A 19,757-nucleotide genomic window follows, 5' to 3' on the forward strand; every position below is an offset into this window, starting at 1 on the left:
CGGGGCCCTCCGGCACCACCCGGACCCGTGCACCGGCCCCCGGACACCCCCTGAGGCAGGCCGCCGGTCGTGTCCTCGAAGGAGCCCCGCCCGCCGGGTGGGGCGGACGGGGCTCCTTCGAGGAGACGAGTCCCTAGCGCGGCGCCCCGCGCCAGCCCGTGACGGGCAGCGCGAACTTGGCGACCAGACGGTCGGTGAACGAGGCATGGTGCAATCGCGCCAGCCGTACCGGCACCGCACCGCGCCGCACCTCAACCCGGGCCCCGGCGGGCAGTTCGACGCTGCGCCGCCCGTCGGCCCACAGCACCCCGTGCGGCGTCTGGGGACGCACCTCGACGGCCAGCACCGAATCGGGCGCGGTCACCAGGGGCTTGGCGAAGAGCGCGTGCGCGCTGATCGGCACCATCAGCAGCGCCTCGACCTCCGGCCACACCACCGGGCCCCCGGCGGAGAAGGCGTAGGCCGTGGAGCCGGTGGGGCTGGCGCACACCACACCGTCCCCGCCGAAGCTGGAGACGGGCCGCCCGTCGACCTCGATGACGACCTCCAGCATCCGCTCACGCGCGGCCTTCTCCACCGAGACCTCGTTGAGCGCCCAGTCGGCGTGCACCACCTGGCCGCTGCCGGGGCTGTGCGCACCGTGGCCACCGTTGCGCACCAGCACGTCGAGGGTCATCCGCTCCTCGACCTCGTAGGCGCGGGAGACCACGCGGTCCACGACCTGGTCCAGATCGTCGCGCTCGGCCTCGGCGAGGAAGCCGACCCGGCCGAGGTTGACGCCGAGCATCGGCACGCCCGAGGCGCGGGCGAACTCGGCGCCGCGCAGCAGAGTGCCGTCCCCGCCCAGCACGACCAGCAGTTCGCAGCCCTCGGCCGCGTCCTGGCCGGCCGACACGGTCTGCACCCGCTCGGGCAGCGGCAGGTCCGCCGCCTCGTCCGCGAGCACCCGCACCCCGATCCCGCAGCGCAGCAGCCCCTGGACCACCAGTTCGGCGCTGCGCACGGCGGCCGGTCTGCCGGTGTGCGCGAGCAGGAAGACCGTACGGTCCCCGCCCACCGCGCCGGGGTCCGGCACAGCGCCCCGGCGGTCACCGGGAGGGTGTGCTGGCTGCGTAGCTCCGCTGTCCTCGGTCACTTGGGCCCCTCCGCCACCGCTCGCTCGACTTCGGCCGGGTCGAGGGTGTCGGCCCCGGCACGCAGCCACAGAAAGTATTCGACGTTTCCCGAGGGCCCGGGCAGCGGACTCGAGGTGACGCCCAGCGCGCCCAGACCCAGGGCCGCCGCGTGCCCGGCGACCGTTCGCACGGCCTCGGCGCGCAGCTCCGGACTGCGGACGACACCTCCGCTGCCCAGCCGTTCCCTGCCCACTTCGAACTGCGGCTTCACCATCAGCACCAGATCCGCCTCGGATACGGCACAGCGGACCAGCGCGGGCAGGACGAGCCCCAGGGGAATGAACGACAGGTCACCGACGACGAGTTCCACCGGCTCGCCGTCGATGTCCTGCAACGTCAGTTCCCGGACATTCGTGCGGTCCTTGACGATGACGCGCGGGTCGTTCCGCAGCGACCAGGCGAGCTGACCGTAGCCCACATCCACCGCGACCACCCGGTCCGCCCCGGCGCGCAGCAGCACGTCCGTGAAGCCGCCGGTGGAGGCACCCGCGTCCAGCGCACGCCGACCGGTCACCCGCAGTCCGCGCGGACCGAACGCCTCCAGCGCTCCGGCGAGCTTGTGGCCGCCGCGCGAGACATACCCCGGATCGCTCTCGTCCGCCTTGACGACCAGCGCGGCACTGGTCTCGACCTGGGTGGCCGATTTGGCCGCGACATTGCCGCCGACCGTGACCCGGCCCGCGGCGATCAACTGGCCCGCGTGCTCCCGGGAACGGGCGAGGTTGCGGCGTACCAGCTCCGCGTCGAGTCGGCGTCGTGCCACGGTTCAGCTCCGGGGGGTGTGGGGGCGGTCCAGCGCGGCCAGGCTCTCGCGCAGGCCGTCGTGGACATCTTCGTACACCTCCAGGTGGCCGGAGACGGCGAGGTGGTCAGCGTCCTCCAGCCGCTTGAGCCGGGCGTCGACGGAGCCGTTTCCGGTCGGGCGCACCCCCACGCCGAGAGGGCGCGGACCGTCCTCGGACTCCTCCCCCGGCGCGGGGACGCCGGGCCCGCCGTCCGGCGCGGGGAGACCCGGCCTCTCGTCCGCCTCGGGGAGGCCCGGGCCGCGGGCCACGGGGGCTTCGGCGCCCGCGGGAGCCTGCCCGGGGTGCCCGTGCGGCTGATCGGGCCGCGCCGTGTCGTCGTACCGCTCGGTGGCGCTCCCCGCGGGCTGCTGCCCGGGGGCGCGGCCGGGCTCGGGGCCCTGCGCGAACTCGCTCATGCCCCGACGCTACCCTCCGGGTCCGACAGAGCGGCCCGCGTCAGCGCCGTGCCGCGGGCACCACCAGCGGGGTGCCGGTCTCGGGATCGTCGATGACCCGGCAGGGCATGCCGAAGACCTCCGCCACCAGCTCCGCCGTCACGATCTCGCCGGGTGCGCCCTGTGCGACGATCCGGCCGTCCCGCATGGCGATCAGATGGGTGGCGTAGCGGGCCGCGTGGTTGAGGTCGTGCAGGACGGCGACCAGGGTGCGCCCCTCCTCCTCGTGCAGCCGGGCGCACAGGTCGAGGATCTCGATCTGGTGGGCGATGTCCAGGTAGGTGGTGGGCTCGTCCAGCAGCAGCATCGGCGTCTGCTGCGCCAGCGCCATGGCGATCCACACACGCTGCCGCTGGCCTCCGGACAACTCGTCCACGAAGCGGTCCCCGAGGCCCTCGACGCCGGTGGCAGCCATGGACTCGGCCACCACCCGCTCGTCGTCGCGGGACCACTGCCGCAGCAGTCCCTGGTGCGGATAGCGGCCGCGGGCCACCAGGTCCGCGACGGTGATGCCGTCGGGTGCGGTGGACGACTGGGGCAGCAGGCCGAGGGTGCGGGCGAGCGACTTGGCCGGCAGGCCCGCGATGTCGCTGCCGTCCAGCAGTACCTGCCCACGGGTGGGTTTGAGCATCCGCGAGAGGGCGCGCAGCAGCGTCGACTTGCCGCACGCGTTGGGGCCGACGACGACCGTGAAGGACCGGTCGGGCACGGCCACGTCCAACTCGCGGGTGATGGTGCGCTGGTCGTAGCCGAGGGTGAGGCCGTGCCCGGTCAGCCGGGGCTCCCCGGCCGCCGGTCCGGCGGCGGCAGCGGTCTGCGCCCGGTCGTCCTGTGTCGCGGTCTTCATCCTGTCCCCGCCTCCGTCGTGCGTACGTACGTCTGTGCCGGCCGGGCCGTGGGGGCCGTGCGCACCGGTGGGGCCGTTCATATCCGCCCCGCTCTGCGCTCGGTGGCCAGCAGCCACACCAGGTACCCGCCGCCCACCACCCCGGTGATCACGCCCACCGGGAGCTGGTGCCCGTCGAAGGCCCGCTGGGCGAGCAGATCGGCGCAGATCAGCAGCAGGGTGCCCATACACATCGAGGGCAGCAGATTGGGTCCCGGTGCCTTCGTCAGCCGCCGGGCGAGCTGCGGGGCGCACAGTGCGACGAAGGAGACCGGCCCCGCCGCGGCGGCCGAGAGCGCCACCAGCAGGATCCCGGCGACCAGCAGCGCGAGTCGGGTGTGTTCGACACGGACACCGAGCGCGTAGGCCGCGTCGTCGCCCATCTCCATCATTCCCAGCGCGCGTCCGCAGCCGAGCAGCACCAGCGGGACGAGCACCACCATGCCCAGGGCCAGCGGCAGTACGTCGGCCCAGCCGCGCCCGTCCAGGCTGCCGGTCATCCACAGCACGGCGCGGGACGCCTCGGTGAGGCCGGCGCGGGTGATGAGATAGCTGTTGACGCCGGTCAGGATGGCGGTGGTGCCGACCCCGACGAGCACCAGCCGGTAGCCGTGCATGCCGCCCTTCCAGGCGAGGGCGTAGATCAGCGTCCCGGTGGCGAGTGCCCCCGCCACGGCGCCGCCCGCCAGCAGGGCGCTGCTGCCGCCCACGGCGAAGATGACCAGCAGCGCGCCGGCCGCCGCTCCGCTGGTGAAGCCGAGGATGTCCGGGCTGCCGAGCGGGTTGCGGACGACGGCCTGGAAGACGGCGCCGCTCAGCCCCAGGCTCGCGCCGACCAGCAGCGCGGTCGCGGTGCGGGGCAGCCGCAGCTCGTTCACGATGAACGCGTCGGCGGGGTCGCCCTGTCCGAGCAGGGTGCGCAGTACGTCGCCGGGCGGCATCGGGTATTCGCCGCTGCCGATCGCGAACACGGCTGCGACCAGCGCGAGCAGCAGGCAGCCGGCGCCGACCAGCAGGGCGCGCGGACGGTAGCCGACCGAGAGGCCGCCCGCGGTGCGGACGACGCGGGAACGGGTGCCGGTGAGGCTCATGCGGGTGCCACCCTCCTCCTGCGCACGAAGTAGAGGAAGAGCGGGCCGCCCAGGACCACGGTCACGATGCCGACCTGCAGTTCGCCGGGGCGGCCCAGGATCCGTCCGAGGATGTCGGCGCCGAGCAGCAGCACGGGGGCCAGGACGGCGCAGTACGGCAGCATCCAGCGCTGGTCGGGGCCGGTGAGCGCGCGCACCATGTGCGGCACCATCAGTCCGACGAAGACGATCGGCCCGCAGGCGGCGGTGGCGGCGCCGCACAGCAGGGTGATGGCCACGATGGCGGCGGCGCGGGTCCGGGCAGGCCGGGAGCCGAGGGCCCGGGCGGCGTCGTCGCCGAGCGCGAGCGCGTTCAGCGGCCGGGCCAGCGCGAGTGCGACCAGCGCGCCGACCGCGATGAAGGGCAGGGCCGAGAGGACCGTGGCGTCCTGGGCGCGGGCGAGCGAGCCGACCATCCAGAACCGCATCCGGTCCAGCGAGGCGGTGTCCAGGAGCTGCACGGCGCTCACATAGGAGATCAGCGCCGCGTTCAGCGCCGTCCCCGCCAGGGCGAGCCGGGCGGGGGTGGCACCGCGGCCGCCGCCCACGGCGTAGACGAGTACGGAGACGACCGCGGCGCCCAGGAAGGCGAAGCCGATGTACCCGGTGTACCCGGCGACGCCGAAGAAGGAGATGGCGGTGACGACGGCCGCCGCGGCACCCGCGTTGATCCCCAGCAGGCCGGGGTCGGCCAGCGGGTTGCGGGTCAGCGCCTGCATGACACCGCCCGCCAGACCGAGCGCGGCACCGGCGAGCAGGCCGAGGAGGGTGCGCGGCAGCCGCATCTCGTGGACGACGGGGTAGCTCGCCGAGCCGCTGTCCAGCAGTCCCGACCACGCCTCACCCGGGGAGAGCGGCCGGGCGCCGAAGGCGAGACTGAGCAGGGCGACGAGCAGCAGGACGAGGGTGGCGGCCAGCAGCCCGGCGGCCCGGGCGAGCGGCGCCCGGGCCCGGGCGGGCCGCTCCGGGCGGGCCGCCGACGGCTGCGGCTCGACCACCGAACCCCTGTGCGGCTGCGGGGTCTTGGGGAGAGTCACGTACGCGCTCCGTTGGGGCCGGGGAATCGTGCGGCCCGGCCACTGGACAACAACAACTTTGGTTAGGTTAGCCTAACTGGGAACTCGGCCCCATGGCCGCCCCGCATGGACGTCCGCGGCCTGCCCGCGGTGCGTTCGCAGCACGTCGAGAGAAGGCCGGAGAGAAAATGCCCAGCTCCTCCCCCATGTCCCCGCTTTCGCGCCGCGGTCTGCTCGCCGCGGGCGGCGCCGTCGGTCTCGGTGCGCTGCTCACCGCCTGCGGAAGTGACGACTCCGGATCCGGTTCGGGCAGTGACCCGAAGGGCAAGGGCTGGTCCTTCACCGACGGCCGCGGCGAGAAGGTCTCCCTGGACGCCGTGCCGGAGCGGATCGTCGCCTACACGGCCACGGCCGCCGCGCTGTGGGACTTCGGCGTCCGGGACCAGGTCGTCGGCGTCTTCGGGCCGACCAAGCAGAAGAACGGTGAACCCGACGTACTCGCCGGGGACATGGACATATCCAAGGTCGAGATCATCGGCAACGCCTTCGGCGAGTTCGACCTGGAGAAGTACGCCAAGCTCCGGCCGCAGCTGCTGATCAGCAACATGTACCTCGAGGACGCGCTCTTCTACGTCCCGGACGAGAGCAAGGACAAGATCTACAAGCTGGCTCCGCACGTGGCCATGAAGGCCGCCGGGGTGCCGATGCTGGAGGTCGTACAGCAGTACGCCAAGCTCGCCGAGTCGCTGGGCGCGGATGTGCAGGCCAAGGCCGTCACCGACGCCAAGGCCCGCTTCGAGAAGGCCGCCGAGCGGCTGCGCAAGGCCGCGAAGAGCGGCATCCGCGTGATGGCCGCCGCCGGGGCGCCCGACCTGTTCTACGTCTCGGACCCGGACGCCAGCACCGACCTGCAGTACTTCAAGCAGCTCGGGGTTGACTTCGTGAAGCCCGAGAAGCTCAGCAAGCAGGGCTTCTTCGAGGAGCTGAGCTGGGAGAACGCGGACAAGTACGAGGCCGATCTGATCATCCTGGACAACCGCACCCAGTCCCTGCAGCCCAAGGCCCTCGCCTCGAAGCCGACCTGGAAGGACCTGCCGGCCGTCAAGGCGGACCAGGTCGCCCCCTGGGCCGCCGAGCCCCGCTTCTCCTACGCGGGCGCCGCACCGCTGCTGGAGAACCTCGCGGAGGCGATCGAGAAGGCCAAGAAGGTCCGCTGAACCGCCGCGGGGGTCCGACGCCCCCGGCCCGCACGGCCCCGCACCGCCCGAACCCGTCCCTCCCGGGAGGAGCAATCACGATGAGCACGGCCAGCACGGCGCGGTCCGCGCCCTCCACCGTCCCGTTCGAGTTCTTCGCCCTGCACGTCGTGCGGACCCGCCGACTGGGCCCGACCCTGCTGCGGGTCACCTTCGGAGGCGAGGGGCTGGACCGGTTCGCCTCCGGAGGCCGCGATCAGCGCGTCAAGCTCTTCCTGCCGCAGCCGGGGCAGACCGCGCCCGTGGTACCCGTCGCGGCGGGCACGGACTGGTTCACCCAGTGGCGTGCCATGGACGAGAACATCCGTGGAATCATGCGCAGTTACACCGTGCGGGCACTGCGCAAAGGCAGCCAGTACGGTGCCGCGGACGAGTTGGACGTCGACTTCGCGCTGCACGGCGAGATCGGCCCCGCCTCGCGCTGGGCGCTGCGCGCCGCGCCCGGGGACCGGGTGACGCTGCTCGGCCCGGTCGTCGAGGACAACGCCGGTGTCGACTTCCGTCCGCCGGAGGGCACCGACTGGGTACTGCTCAGCGGAGACGAGACGGCCCTGCCCGCCATCGGGGCGGTGCTGGAGTGGCTGCCCGCCGGAATGCCGGTGCAGGTGTTCGCGGAGGTCGCCCACCGGGAGGACATCCAGGACCTGCCGACCCTCTCGGACGCGCGGATCACCTGGCTGGTGCGGGACGAGGACGGGAGCCGGACCGCCGGTTCCCGGACCGAGCGCGCGGTGGCGGCGGTGCGCTCGGCCGCGCTGCCCCCGGGTACGCCCTACGCGTGGCTCGCGGGCGAAGCCGGCACGGTCAAAGCCCTGCGGCGTCACCTGGTGAACGAGCGGGGCTTCGACCGCCGGGCGGTCACCTTCACCGGCTACTGGCGGGCCGGCACCACGGAGGAGCAGCTGGTCGCCGAGGCCCTCGCGGCCGCGGGGAGCTGAGGCCGGCCGGCGCCCGGCCGCCGCACGGTCCCGGCCTCAGAGCCCCAGCCGGCCCAGCGGCTTCCCCGCGTCCAGTCGGCACTCCGCGGCACCGGCCGCCGACCAGGCGGCCCCGCACAGGGCCCGCAGCCCGTCGACCGGATCGCCGTCGCCCGCCAGTTCCAGCCGCCCGTCCTCGGCCCGGGCGCTCCAGCCGCCGCACCCGGCAGCGCCGTCCGGCCCCACCCTCACCTCCGGTTGGGGCTCCAGCAGGCCCCGCAGGTCGCGGGCGACATAGGTGGGGCGGTGCACCGGAGAGGCGGCGAGCAGCCCGGCCGCGTCGGTCACCCCGGTGAGGACCAGCAGCGAGTCCACGCCCCCCGCGTGCGCCCCTTCGATGTCGGTGTCCAGCCGGTCGCCGACGACGAGCGGGCGCCGCGCGCCGGTGCGCAGGATGGACTCCCGGTGCATCGGCGGCAGCGGCTTGCCCGCCACCTCGGGCTCGGGCGGCGTGCGCATCCACCGGGTCGCGAGGCGCACGACCTCCACGGCCGAGCCGTTGCCGGGTGCGATGCCGCGTCCGCTGGGGATGGTCAGATCGGTGTTGGAGGCGAACCACGGCACCCCGCGCTGCACGGCGAGCGCCGCCTCGACCAGCCGCCCCCACTCCATCGACGGCCCGCCGTAGCCCTGTACGACGGCCTCGGGTTCGTCGTCCGCCGTCTCGACGACGGTCAGCTCCCGCTCCGCCAGCGCGGCCCGCAGCCCCTCGGCGCCGACAGCCAGGACCCGCGCGCCGCGCGGCACCCGCTCGGCGACGAGCCGGGCGACGGCCTGCGCCGAGGTGACGATCTCGTCGGCCGCCGCGGGCACGCCCAGCTCCGTCAGATGTGCGGCGACCACCTGCGGCGTGCGGGCCGCGTTGTTGGTCACGTACGCCGTCCGCAGCCCGCTCGCGCGGGCGGCGGCGAGGGAGTCGACGGCGTGGGGCACCGCCTCTCCCCCGGCGTAGACCACCCCGTCCAGGTCCAGCAGTGCCGTGTCGTACGCGGTGTGCAACGCACGTCCGCTGGCCTGCGGGGCGTGCCGCGGCGCCGGTGCCGCCGTGTCGGAGGCGGGGCTGTCGTGCATCAGGGGTCGCTCCTCGTGACTCTCTCCCGGGGGACGCGGACGCCGGGGCCGGCCTGCGCGCGCCACCGATCCTCTCGCACCCTCCGCACCTCTGCGCCCCCTGTGCCCCACTCCACCGGCCACGGGACACCGGCATACCATGCACGGATGACCGTCCGAGGACTGAGACTCACCCCGTTCCGGGGGCTGCGCTACGTGCCGGAGAAGGTCAGCAGCCTGGCTGCCGTGACCTCGCCCCCGTACGACGTGGTGGTCCGGCCGGACGGGCTGCGGCACCTGGAGACCGCGGACCCGTACAACATCGTGCGGCTCATCCTGCCCCAGGCCGAGGATCCGGCCGCGCGGCACCGCAAGGCCGCCGGAACGCTGCGCCGCTGGCAGGACGAAGGGGTGCTGGCGCGCGATCCGCGGCCCGCGCTGTACGTCTACGAGCAGCGCAAGGGCGAGCTGCTGCAACGGGGCCTGATCGGAGCCCTGCGGCTGTCGGACCCCGAGGAGGGGATCGTGCTCCCGCACGAGGCGGTGATGGACGAGGTGGTGGCCGACCGCGCGGAGCTGATGGGCGAGATGGCCGCCAACCCCGAGCCGCTGCTGCTCTCCTACCGCGGCGACGGCACCCGCAGCGGCGCGACCGCCGTCATCGAGCGGACCATACGCGGCGCGCCGCTGGCGGCGACGACCACCGAGGACGGTTTCGCGCACCGGCTGTGGGCGGTCACGGATCCGGCCGAACTCGCCCAGGTGGACGCCGAGCTGTCCGGGCACAGCGCGCTGATCGCCGACGGGCACCACCGCTGGGCGACCTATCTGCGGCTCCGCGCCGAACAGGGCGGCCGGGCCGAGGAGTCGCCGTGGAACCACGGCCTGGTCCTGCTGGTGGACACCGCGCGCTATCCGCTGCAGGTACGTGCCATCCACCGGATACTGCCCAGGCTGCCGGTGAAGCGGGCACTCGACCTCCTCGACCGCGCGGAGGCGCCTTTCCGGGTGCGCAGGCTCGAGGCGCCGCTGGACGAGGCGCTGAAGGAGCTGGCGGACACTCCGGGGAACGCGTTCCTGCTGACCGGGGGCGACGGTGTCTTCCAGCTGCTCGACCGGCCGGATCCCGCGCTGCTGGAGCGCACGGTCCCGGCGGACCGGCCCGGGGCATGGCGCCGGCTGGACGCCACGGTGCTGCACTCCACGCTGCTGGACGCGGTCTGGCAGGTACCCGACCGCCCGGCGGACATCGGCTATCTGCACGACGTCGGGGCGGCGTTGGAGCAGGCGGCGGCGCACGGCGGTACGGCCGTGCTGCTGCGGCCCGTTCCGGAGTCGACGGTGCGGGCGCTCGCCGAGCGCGGCGTGACGATGCCCCGCAAGTCGACCTCTTTCGGCCCCAAGCCCGCCACCGGACTGGTGCTGCGCACCCTGCGCTGACCGGCGGCCCCCGGCCCGCGCGCCCTGCGCCGGCCGGCTGCCCGCCACGGCCCGCGCCTCCGGCGGGCCGCTCCCGTATCCCCTCGCGGGCCGCCGCGAGGCCCCCTTGTCCGCGGACGGACAGGGTTGGTTAGGCTAGCCTTACCTGACCGCGCGAAGTGCGCGGTGTGCCACGTCCGTGTCAGGAGGACACTTCATGAGCAGCAGGTCACACCTGCTCAACGACAGGACAGCGGAGCACTACAGGCGCTCCCTCACACACGGCGTCGAACGGGTCGCCACGAGACTCGCCGGTACCGAGCAGCCCTTCACCGGCATCACCCCGGCCGAGCTCGCCGCCACCGTGTCCGCCGTGGACCTGGAGCAGCCCCTGGGCACGGCGAGCGAGGCACTGGACGAGCTGGAGCGCGTGTACCTCCGCGACGCCGTCTACTTCCACCACCCGCGCTACCTCGCGCACCTCAACTGCCCCGTCGTCATCCCGGCCGTGCTCGCAGAAGCCGTGCTCTCCGCCGTCAACTCCTCCCTGGACACCTGGGACCAGAGCGCGGGCGGCACCCTGATCGAGCGACGGCTCGTGACCTGGACCGCGCAGCGGGTGGGATTCGGCGCGTCCGCCGACGGCATCTTCACCAGCGGCGGTTCGCAGTCCAATCTGCAGGCACTGCTGCTGGCCCGCGAAGAGGCCTGCCGCCTGGTGCGCAAGAACTCCGAGACCGCGCTCAGCACTCCGCAGATCCTGCCGAAGCTGCGGATCCTCACCTCCGAGTGCAGCCACTTCAGTATCGAGAAGGCCGCGGTACTGCTGGGGCTGGGCACCGAGGCCGTCGTCCCGGTGCCCTGCGACGAGCAGCGGCGGATGCGCGTCGACGCGCTGGGCGAGGAGATGGCCCGCTGCGAGCGGGCCGGCGAGACCGTGATGGCTGTCGTCGCCACCGCCGGCACCACCGACTTCGGCAGCATCGATCCGCTGGCAGCCGTCGCCGACCTGTGCGAGCGGGCGGGCGCCTGGCTGCACGTGGACGCCGCCTACGGCTGCGGGCTGCTCACCTCGCGCCGCCGCCGAGGGCTGCTGGCCGGTATCGAGCGCGCCGACTCGGTGACAGTCGACTACCACAAGTCCTTCTTCCAGCCGGTGAGTTCCAGCGCCCTCCTGGTCCGCGACGGGGACACCCTGCGCCATGTCACCTACCACGCCGACTACCTCAACCCGGCGCGCAGCGTGGAGCGGGAGATACCCAATCAGGTCGACAAGTCACTCCAGACCACGCGGCGGTTCGACGCGCTCAAGCTCTGGATGACGCTGCGGGTGATGGGCGCCGACGCGCTCGGCGAACTGTTCGACGAGTGCGTGGACCGGGCCGCCGAGGCCTGGCGCCTGCTGGACGCCGACGACCGGTTCGAAGTCGTCGTCGAACCCCGGCTCTCCACCCTCGTCTTCCGCCACCTGCCGCGCGGCGCGGACGCCGCGCTCACCGACCGGGCGAATCTGCACGCGCGCGACGCGCTGTTCGCCTCCGGCGAGGCCATCGTCGCCGGCACCGTGGTCGACGGCCGCCACCACCTCAAGTTCACCCTGCTCAACCCGGAGACCTCGAGGTCCGACATCGCCACGGTTCTGGACCTGATCGCCGCACACGCCGACCGGTACGCCGCCGAGCACGGCGCGGTCCACCCGCCCGCCCTCAGCACCGCCCCGGCATGCTGACCGATCCGACACGGAGCCCCCACGTGACGCCCTCCAGCGCCAGTCCCGACGACACGCCCGTCCACGATTTCGTCGCCATCGGCGTGGGCCCCTTCAACCTGGGCCTCGCCTGTCTGACCGCACCGATAGCGGAGCTCGACGGGATCTTCCTGGACGACAAGCCGGAGTTCGACTGGCACCCGGGCATGATGCTGGACGACAGCACCCTGCAGACCCCCTTCCTGTCCGACCTGGTCACCCTGGCCGATCCCACCTCGCCGTTCTCCTTCCTCAACTACCTGAAGGAGTCCGGCCGGCTGTACGCGTTCTACATACGCGAGAGCTTCTATCCGCTCCGTGCGGAGTTCAGCGACTACTGCCGCTGGGCGGCCGACCGCCTGGGCGGCACGGTGCGGTTCGGCCACCGCGTCACCTCGGCCGAGTACGACGAGGCCGATGGCCTCTACACCGTCCACGCCGAGCACCTGCCCGACGGGGAGCACCGCGCCTTCCGCGCCCGGAAGCTCGTCCTGGGCACCGGCACCCCGCCGCACCTCCCCGGGCCGTGCCAGGACCTGGGCGGCGACCTGCTGCACAACTCCCGCTACCTGGAGCACAAGGAGGCGCTGCAGCGGAAGAAGAGCATCACCCTGATCGGCAGCGGCCAGAGCGCGGCGGAGATCTACTACGACCTTCTCCAGGACATCGACGCCTGCGGCTACTCGCTCACCTGGCTCACCCGCTCCCCCCGGTTCTTCCCCCTCGAATACACCAAGCTGACGCTGGAGATGACCTCTCCGGAGTACGTGGACTACTTCCACTCCCTCCCGGCCGACACCCGGGACAGCCTGGTCGCCTCCCAGAAGAACCTCTACAAGGGCATCAACTCCGAGCTGATCGACGCCATTTTCGACCTGCTCTACCAGAAGAACCGCCGGGCCCCCTGCCCCACCCGGCTGATGACCAACACCGCGCTCACCGACGCCGCGTACGACGAGTCCGCCGGCACTTACACCCTCGGGCTGCGCCAGGAGGAGCAGAAACGTGACTTCAGCCTCACCACCGAGGGGCTGATCCTGGCCACCGGCTACCGCTACCAGCGGCCCGACTTCCTCGGCCCGATCACCGACCGCATCGAATGGGACGCCCAGGGCCGCTTCGCCGTACGCCGCGACTACAGCATCGACACCTTGGGCGGGGAGATCTACGTGCAGAACGCGGAACTGCACACCCACGGCTTCGTGGCACCCGACCTGGGCATGGCCGCCTACCGCAACTCCTGCATCATCCGCGAGCTGCTCGGCCGGGAGGTCTACCCGGTCGAGAAGTCCATCGCCTTCCAGGAGTTCACCGCGCCGGCAACCGCACCCGCCACGCCCGCGACGGCCCCGGAGGCAGCGCTGTGACCACCGCCGACACCACCGTCTTCACCCGCACCGACGAAGCGCTGGGCACCTTCTCACTGCGCCCCGTCGACCCGCTCGCCGACACCGGACTGCTGCACCGCTGGGTGACGCACCCCAAGTCGGCTTTCTACCTGCTGCAGGAGGCCACGCTGCCGGACGTGGAACGCGAGTTCATGAGCATCGCGGCCTCCCCGCACCACGACGCCTTCCTCGGCCTCCACCAGGGAGAGCCCGCCTTCCTCGCGGAGCGCTACGACCCCCGGTACGTGGAACTGGCCGGGCTCTACCCGCACCGGCCGGGCGACATCGGCATGCACTTCCTGTGCGCGCCCACCGAGCAGCCGGTCCACGGCTTCACCCGCGCGGTGATCACCACCGTGATGGCGATGCTCTTCTCCGACGCGGAGACCCGGCGCGTCGTCGTCGAACCGGACGTCCGCAACACCGCCGTGCACGCCCTCAACGAGGCCGTCGGCTTCCGCATCGACTCCACCCTCACCAAGCCGGAGAAGGAAGCCCTGCTCAGCTTCTGCACCCGCGAGCAGTTCCGGACCGCCACAGGAGAAACCCCCGCATGACGCTCCCTCTCACCTCCCGGCCCACGCAGCCGCACGAAGCGGTCACCCACCTCACCCCCGAGCGCTGGGAGCGGGCGACCCGGCTGCTGATCCGCAAAGCCCTCGCAGAGTTCAGCCACGAACGGCTGCTGGAACCCGCTCCGCTGGACGGCCAGGAGCGCCGGTACGCGGTCCGCTCCGACGACGGCGCCACCGAGTACCGCTTCACGGCCCGCCGCTCGGCCCTCGACCACTGGCAGGTGGACGCCGACAGCGTCACCCGGCACCGCGAGGGGGGCGAGCTCCCGCTGGACGCCCTGGCATTCATCACCGAACTGCGCACCACCCTGGGTCTGGGCGAGGAGATCCTCCCCGTCTATCTGGAGGAGATCAGCAGCACCCTGGCCAGTACCGCCTACAAGCTGGCAGCCCCGCGCAGGACCGCGGCCGAGCTGGCCACGGCCGACTTCCAGACCATCGAGTCCGGAATGACCGAGGGCCACCCCTGCTTCGTCGCCAACAACGGCCGGCTCGGCTTCGACAGCGCCGAGTACCGTGCCTACGCGCCCGAGGCCGGAGCTCCCGTACGGCTGGTCTGGGTCGCCGCGCACCGCACCCGCACCACCTTCACCACAGGCGCGGACCTCAGCTACGACAAGCTGCTGCTCTCCGAACTCCCCGCCGACACCCTGCGCCGCTTCTCCGCCACCATGGCCGAACAGGGCCTGGACCTGGACGACTACTACCTCGTCCCCGTCCACCCCTGGCAGTGGTGGAACAAGCTCTCGGTGACCTTCGCCGCCGAGATCGCCCAACGCTCCCTGGTCTGTCTGGGCCACGGCGACGACGCGTATCTGGCCCAGCAGTCGATCCGCACCTTCTTCAACTCCGACCACCCCGAGAAGCACTATGTGAAGACCGCGCTCTCGGTCCTCAACATGGGCTTCGTCCGCGGCCTGTCCGCCACCTACATGAAAGCCACACCCGCCATCAACGACTGGCTGGCCGAGCTGGTGGCAGGGGACGACGTCCTGCGCGGTACCGGCCTGGGCCTGCTGCGCGAACGCGCCGCCGTCGGCTACCACCCCGCCCCCTACGAGGCCGCGGCGCCCAAGGGCTCCCCCTATCTCAAGATGCTGGCGGCCCTCTGGCGGGAGAGCCCGGCGCCGTTCCTCACCGAGGGCGAGAAGCCGGCCACCATGGCGTCACTCCTGCACGTCGACCGCGACGGCGACTCCTTCGCCGCGGCCCTCGTGCGGCAGTCGGGTCTGGAGCCGGCCGAGTGGCTCCGCGCCTATCTCCACGCCTACCTGACCCCGCTCCTTCACTGCTTCTACGCCTACGACCTGGTGTTCATGCCGCACGGCGAGAACGTGATCCTCGTTCTGGACGCACATGGCGTCCCCCGCCGCGCGCTCTTCAAGGACCTGGCCGAGGAGATCGCCGTCATGAGCCGGGACGCCGAACTGCCGCCCGAGGTGGAACGCATCCGCGCGGACGTCCCGGAGGACATGAAGATCCTCTCCCTGTTCACCGACGTCTTCGACTGCTTCTTCCGCTTCCTGGCCCCCGCCCTCGACACGGCGGGAGTCCTGGACGAGGACACGTTCTGGTCGACGGTGGCCGACGTGGCCAAGGACTACCAGAAGTCGACCCCCGAACTGGCCGACCGGCACGCCCGGTACGACCTGTTCGCCGACGAGTTCGCCCTCTCCTGCCTCAACCGCCTCCAGCTCCGCAACAACCAACAGATGGTCGACCTCCAGGACCCGGCCGGTGCCCTTCAACTGACGGGAACCCTCCGCAACCCCCTGGCCCGGTACCGGTAGCGGCAGGGCCCCGGAACGTACAGAAGGGCGGACCCCGAGGGGGTCCGCCCTTCTGTACGTGTTGTCCTTCTGTCGTCACGCCCGGCTCGCCGGGCCCTGACCACCGGACCCGCGGCCGACGGCCGGGTGCCTGTCGCGCGGCCCGGCGCCCGGCGCTCAGTCCTCGGCGGGGGGCTCCTCGTCGGCTTCCTCGTCGAGGGCGTCGATGAACTCGACACCATCCAGCTCGGCGAGCCGGTCGGACGCGTCGGTCACCCCGCCCTGGTCGGCCTCCAGGGCCTTGGCGAACCAGTCGCGCGCCTCGTCACGCCGGCCCACCTCCAGCAGCGCGTCGGCGTAGGCGTACCGGAGCCGGGCCGTCCACGGCTGCGTCGACTGGGAGGCCAACTCCGGGCTCTGCAGCGTGACCACCGCGGCGTCCGGCTGCCCCATGTCCCGGCGCGCTCCGGCAGCGACCAGCCGCATCTCGACCTGCCCGGCCTTGTCGAGCTTCTGCACCTCCGGTTCGCCGGCCATCGCCAGCGCCTTCTCCGGACGGCCCAGCCCCCGCTCGCAGTCGGCCATCACCGGCCACAGGTGCTGGAGCCCGGTCATCCGCCGGGCGGCGCGGAACTCGGCGAGCGCCTCCGCGTACTTCTGCACCCCGTACGCCGCGAACCCGGCCGCCTCCCGCACCGACGGGACCCGCGAAGCGAGCCGCAGCGCCACCTTGGCGTAGGCGTACGCCTGCTCAGGGTCCTCGTCCAGCAGCCGCGACACCATCACCAGGTTCCGGGCGACGTCCCCGGCCAACGTCTTCGGCAGGCTCATCAGCTCCTGCCTGACGTCCTTGTCCAGCTCTTCCCCGGTGACGTCCTCGTCGATCGGCAGACGCCGCAGCGGCTCCCGATCGGGGCGCTCCTGGCGCCGGTCCCGATCTCCTCGCCCGGCGTACGGCCGCTCCCGGTCCCCACCCCGGCGGAAACCACCGCCGCGATTGTCGTCGCGGCGGAAGCCGCCGCCACCACGCCGGTCGTCGCGCCGGTCGTCGCGGCTGCTCCTGCGGTCGTCACGGCCGTCCCGGCGCTCGTCCCGCCCGCGCCCGCCGGACTGGCCGTACGGACGCCGGCCGCCGCGATCGTCGTCCCGGCGCGGACCACGAGGGCCCTGCGGGCGCGCGGCGTCCCGCGGCTCGCGGCGGTCCCGGCTGTCGCGAGCGTCCCGGCTGTCCCGGCGGAAGGGTGCGCGGTCGCGGTCGTCACGCTGCGCCCGGTCACCCCGGTATCCGCCACGCCGCTCCTCGCCGCGGCTGTCGCGTCCCCGGTCTTCACGGCGGGGCCGCTCGTCACGTCCCCGGTCGTCACGTCGCGGGCGCTCGTCGCGGCCACGGTTGTCGCGGCGGTCGTCCGGACGGCCGTCTCTGCGATCGTCCCGGCGGAAACCCGAGCCGCCCTGGCCGCCCTGGCGAGGACGGTCATCCCGGTCTCGGTTGCCGTAGGGCCGCTCGTCACCTCGCCCGCGGTCGTCCCTACGACGCTCGTCGTCGCGCCGGTCATCACGCCGATCGTTGCGCCGGTAGCCCTGCGAGGAACCGCGCTCCCCCCGCCGGAATCCCCCACCTGCACGGTCGCCGCCCTCGCGACCGGGGCCGCGGGTGCGCTCACGGCCGTCGCCGCCGCGCGCGCCGGACTGCCGCGGCCGCCGCTCGGCTCGGTCGCGATCGTCTGAGGAGCTGGGGGACATGGGTGACTCCTGTCTGCGGTACCTGCGTTTCGATTCTCGCGCAGGTGGTGGAACAACGCTCTTCGGAAAGCTGACTGGGGACAACAAAAAGCCCTTGGCCTCCAGCGCATGCACGCTGGAGGCCAAGGGCCCTAAAGATTGTTCGGCGGCGTCCTACTCTCCCACACGCTCCCGCATGCAGTACCATCGGCGCTGAAAGGCTTAGCTTCCGGGTTCGGAATGTGACCGGGCGTTTCCCTCACGCTATGACCACCGAAACTCTGTTCAAGGTGAACGGGATATACATCCCTCACCTCGGAGTCTCTAAGCGAACAAGCACTCTCTTCAATTGAAGTGCGGTTGTTGTCTCAGAACCGACACAGTGGACGCGAGCCTCTATGGACAAGCCCTCGGCCTATTAGTACCGGTCACCTCCACACGTTACCGTGCTTCCAGATCCGGCCTATCAACCCCGTCATCTCCAGGGAGCCTTAACCCCTCAAAGGGGGTGGGAGTCCTCATCTCGAAGCAGGCTTCCCGCTTAGATGCTTTCAGCGGTTATCCTTCCCGAACGTAGCCAACCAGCCATGCCCTTGGCAGAACAACTGGCACACCAGAGGTCCGTCCGTCCCGGTCCTCTCGTACTAGGGACAGCCCTTCTCAAGACTCCTACGCGCGCAGCGGATAGGGACCGAACTGTCTCACGACGTTCTAAACCCAGCTCGCGTACCGCTTTAATGGGCGAACAGCCCAACCCTTGGGACCGACTCCAGCCCCAGGATGCGACGAGCCGACATCGAGGTGCCAAACCATCCCGTCGATATGGACTCTTGGGGAAGATCAGCCTGTTATCCCCGGGGTACCTTTTATCCGTTGAGCGACGGCGCTTCCACAAGCCACCGCCGGATCACTAGTCCCGACTTTCGTCCCTGCTCGACCCGTCAGTCTCACAGTCAAGCTCCCTTGTGCACTTACACTCACCACCTGATGACCAACCAGGCTGAGGGAACCTTTGGGCGCCTCCGTTACATTTTAGGAGGCAACCGCCCCAGTTAAACTACCCACCAGACACTGTCCCCGATCCGGATCACGGACCCAGGTTAGACATCCAGCACGACCAGAGTGGTATTTCAACAACGACTCCACGAACACTGGCGTGTCCGTATCACAGTCTCCCACCTATCCTACACAAGCCGAACCGAACACCAATATCAAGCTGTAGTAAAGGTCCCGGGGTCTTTCCGTCCTGCTGCGCGAAACGAGCATCTTTACTCGTAGTGCAATTTCACCGGGCCTATGGTTGAGACAGTCAAGAAGTCGTTACGCCATTCGTGCAGGTCGGAACTTACCCGACAAGGAATTTCGCTACCTTAGGATGGTTATAGTTACCACCGCCGTTTACTGGCGCTTAAGTTCTCAGCTTCACCACACCGAAATGTGACTAACCGGTCCCCTTAACGTTCCAGCACCGGGCAGGCGTCAGTCCGTATACCTCGCCTTACGGCTTCGCACGGACCTGTGTTTTTAGTAAACAGTCGCTTCTCGCTGGTCTCTGCGGCCACACCCAGCTCGGACAGCACGTGCCCTCACCAGACATGGCCCCCCTTCTCCCGAAGTTACGGGGGCATTTTGCCGAGTTCCTTAACCATAGTTCACCCGAACGCCTCGGTATTCTCTACCAGACCACCTGAGTCGGTTTAGGGTACGGGCCGCCACACAACTCGCTAGAGGCTTTTCTCGACAGCACAGGATCATCCACTTCACCACAAACGGCTCGGCATCAGGTCTCACCCCTGTAACGAGGAACGGATTTCCCTACTCCTCGGGCTACACCCTTACCCCGGGACAACCATCGCCCGGGCTGGACTACCTCACTGCGTCACCCCATCACTCACCTACTACAAGCTCGGACCGTCGGCTCCACCACACCCGGACTCCGAAGAGACCAGGAGGCTTCACGGACTTAGCATCACCTGATTCGATGTCTGACGCTGCATAGCGGGTACCGGAATATCAACCGGTTCTCCATCGACTACGCCTGTCGGCCTCGCCTTAGGTCCCGACTTACCCTGGGCAGATCAGCTTGACCCAGGAACCCTTAGTCAATCGGCGCACACGTTTCCCACGCATGTATCGCTACTCATGCCTGCATTCTCACTCGTGAACCGTCCACAACTCGCTTCCACGGCTGCTTCACCCGGCACACGACGCTCCCCTACCCACCCCAACAGGCGTTAGCCCTCATGTTGGAGTGACACGACTTCGGCGGTGTACTTGAGCCCCGCTACATTATCGGCGCGGAATCACTTGACCAGTGAGCTATTACGCACTCTTTCAAGGATGGCTGCTTCTAAGCCAACCTCCTGGTTGTCTCTGCGACTCCACATCCTTTCCCACTTAGCACACG

15 protein-coding genes and 2 rRNA genes (1 of these 17 only partly in view) are annotated in these 19,757 nt (G+C 71.0%); 7 read left to right on the forward strand and 10 right to left on the reverse strand.

From position 1 onward, the window contains the following. Positions 1–133: 133 nt before the first annotated feature. The 6 genes from P2424_RS05110 to P2424_RS05135 all read right to left on the reverse strand — a co-directional run bounded on the left by P2424_RS05110 (position 134) and on the right by P2424_RS05135 (position 5,468). A complete protein-coding gene (locus P2424_RS05110; protein ID WP_276474596.1) occupies positions 134–1,057 on the reverse strand; it encodes an NAD kinase in 924 nt (307 codons plus the stop codon). Positions 1,058–1,131: 74 nt separating this feature from the next. Beyond that, positions 1,132–1,938, reverse strand: coding sequence for a TlyA family RNA methyltransferase (locus P2424_RS05115; RefSeq protein ID WP_276474597.1), 807 nt, complete (start codon positions 1,936–1,938; stop codon positions 1,132–1,134). 3 nt (positions 1,939–1,941) lie between these two features. Then, positions 1,942–2,376 carry a hypothetical protein gene (locus tag P2424_RS05120; protein WP_276474598.1) on the reverse strand — a complete coding sequence of 145 codons (435 nt, stop codon included), beginning with the start codon at positions 2,374–2,376 and terminating at the stop codon, positions 1,942–1,944. 40 nt (positions 2,377–2,416) lie between these two features. Continuing rightward, entirely contained in the window at positions 2,417–3,262 is an 846-nt protein-coding gene (locus P2424_RS05125; protein ID WP_276474599.1) for an ABC transporter ATP-binding protein, read from the reverse strand. Positions 3,263–3,339: 77 nt separating this feature from the next. Next, on the reverse strand, positions 3,340–4,392 hold the full coding sequence (locus tag P2424_RS05130) for an iron chelate uptake ABC transporter family permease subunit (RefSeq protein ID WP_276474600.1): 1,053 nt from the start codon (positions 4,390–4,392) through the stop codon (positions 3,340–3,342). Then, on the reverse strand, positions 4,389–5,468 hold the full coding sequence (locus P2424_RS05135) for an iron chelate uptake ABC transporter family permease subunit (protein WP_276474601.1): 1,080 nt from the start codon (positions 5,466–5,468) through the stop codon (positions 4,389–4,391). The genes P2424_RS05130 and P2424_RS05135 overlap by 4 nt, the downstream gene beginning before the upstream one ends. A gap of 167 nt (positions 5,469–5,635) precedes the next feature. Here P2424_RS05135 and P2424_RS05140 point away from each other — a divergent pair, with 167 nt between their 5' ends. Next, positions 5,636–6,664: an ABC transporter substrate-binding protein gene (locus P2424_RS05140; protein ID WP_026004218.1), complete on the forward strand. Its 1,029-nt coding sequence runs from the start codon at positions 5,636–5,638 to the stop codon at positions 6,662–6,664. A gap of 80 nt (positions 6,665–6,744) precedes the next feature. Further along, positions 6,745–7,641 (forward strand): siderophore-interacting protein, encoded by an 897-nt coding sequence (locus P2424_RS05145; RefSeq protein ID WP_276474602.1) that lies wholly within the window; start codon positions 6,745–6,747, stop codon positions 7,639–7,641. Positions 7,642–7,677: 36 nt separating this feature from the next. Here P2424_RS05145 and P2424_RS05150 read toward each other — a convergent pair whose 3' ends face one another. Further along, positions 7,678–8,751: an HAD hydrolase-like protein gene (locus P2424_RS05150; protein WP_276474603.1), complete on the reverse strand. Its 1,074-nt coding sequence runs from the start codon at positions 8,749–8,751 to the stop codon at positions 7,678–7,680. Positions 8,752–8,898: 147 nt separating this feature from the next. Between P2424_RS05150 and P2424_RS05155 the strand changes: the two genes are divergently transcribed. The 5 genes from P2424_RS05155 to P2424_RS05175 all read left to right on the forward strand — a co-directional run bounded on the left by P2424_RS05155 (position 8,899) and on the right by P2424_RS05175 (position 15,649). Then, a complete protein-coding gene (locus P2424_RS05155) occupies positions 8,899–10,170 on the forward strand; it encodes a DUF1015 domain-containing protein (protein WP_276474604.1) in 1,272 nt (423 codons plus the stop codon). 196 nt (positions 10,171–10,366) lie between these two features. Next, a complete protein-coding gene (locus P2424_RS05160) occupies positions 10,367–11,878 on the forward strand; it encodes an aspartate aminotransferase family protein (RefSeq protein ID WP_276474605.1) in 1,512 nt (503 codons plus the stop codon). Positions 11,879–11,901: 23 nt separating this feature from the next. Beyond that, positions 11,902–13,263, forward strand: a complete 1,362-nt coding sequence (locus P2424_RS05165; protein ID WP_276474606.1) for a SidA/IucD/PvdA family monooxygenase — start codon at positions 11,902–11,904, stop codon at positions 13,261–13,263. Next, positions 13,260–13,841 carry a GNAT family N-acetyltransferase gene (locus P2424_RS05170; RefSeq protein WP_276474607.1) on the forward strand — a complete coding sequence of 194 codons (582 nt, stop codon included), beginning with the start codon at positions 13,260–13,262 and terminating at the stop codon, positions 13,839–13,841. The genes P2424_RS05165 and P2424_RS05170 overlap by 4 nt, the downstream gene beginning before the upstream one ends. Further along, positions 13,838–15,649 carry an IucA/IucC family siderophore biosynthesis protein gene (locus P2424_RS05175; protein ID WP_276474608.1) on the forward strand — a complete coding sequence of 604 codons (1,812 nt, stop codon included), beginning with the start codon at positions 13,838–13,840 and terminating at the stop codon, positions 15,647–15,649. The genes P2424_RS05170 and P2424_RS05175 overlap by 4 nt, the downstream gene beginning before the upstream one ends. Before the next feature lie 156 nt (positions 15,650–15,805). Here P2424_RS05175 and P2424_RS30955 read toward each other — a convergent pair whose 3' ends face one another. From P2424_RS30955 to P2424_RS05190, 3 genes are all read right to left on the reverse strand, one after another. Beyond that, complete coding sequence (locus P2424_RS30955) at positions 15,806–16,519, reverse strand: tetratricopeptide repeat protein (protein WP_346660124.1); 714 nt, start codon at positions 16,517–16,519, stop codon at positions 15,806–15,808. A gap of 992 nt (positions 16,520–17,511) precedes the next feature. After that, positions 17,512–17,628 (reverse strand): 5S ribosomal RNA (gene rrf, locus P2424_RS05185). Positions 17,629–17,748: 120 nt separating this feature from the next. Beyond that, a 23S ribosomal RNA gene (locus tag P2424_RS05190) occupies positions 17,749–19,757 on the reverse strand (it continues 1,115 nt past the right edge of the window).

This window comes from Streptomyces sp. WMMB303, from assembly GCF_029351045.1.
Lineage (GTDB): Bacteria > Actinomycetota > Actinomycetes > Streptomycetales > Streptomycetaceae > Streptomyces.

Bases quoted from the DNA above. Each gene is read 5' to 3' on its own strand.
- P2424_RS05120 (WP_276474598.1), bottom strand. From the start codon at position 2,376: ATGAGCGAGTTCGCGCAGGGCCCCGAGCCCGGCCGCGCCCCCGGGCAG.
- P2424_RS05125 (WP_276474599.1), bottom strand. From the start codon at position 3,262: ATGAAGACCGCGACACAGGACGACCGGGCGCAGACCGCTGCCGCCGCC.
- P2424_RS05130 (WP_276474600.1), bottom strand. From the start codon at position 4,392: ATGAGCCTCACCGGCACCCGTTCCCGCGTCGTCCGCACCGCGGGCGGC.
- P2424_RS05140 (WP_026004218.1), top strand. From the start codon at position 5,636: ATGCCCAGCTCCTCCCCCATGTCCCCGCTTTCGCGCCGCGGTCTGCTC.
- P2424_RS05145 (WP_276474602.1), top strand. From the start codon at position 6,745: ATGAGCACGGCCAGCACGGCGCGGTCCGCGCCCTCCACCGTCCCGTTC.
- P2424_RS05150 (WP_276474603.1), bottom strand. From the start codon at position 8,751: ATGCACGACAGCCCCGCCTCCGACACGGCGGCACCGGCGCCGCGGCAC.
- P2424_RS05155 (WP_276474604.1), top strand. From the start codon at position 8,899: ATGACCGTCCGAGGACTGAGACTCACCCCGTTCCGGGGGCTGCGCTAC.
- P2424_RS05160 (WP_276474605.1), top strand. From the start codon at position 10,367: ATGAGCAGCAGGTCACACCTGCTCAACGACAGGACAGCGGAGCACTAC.
- P2424_RS05175 (WP_276474608.1), top strand. From the start codon at position 13,838: ATGACGCTCCCTCTCACCTCCCGGCCCACGCAGCCGCACGAAGCGGTC.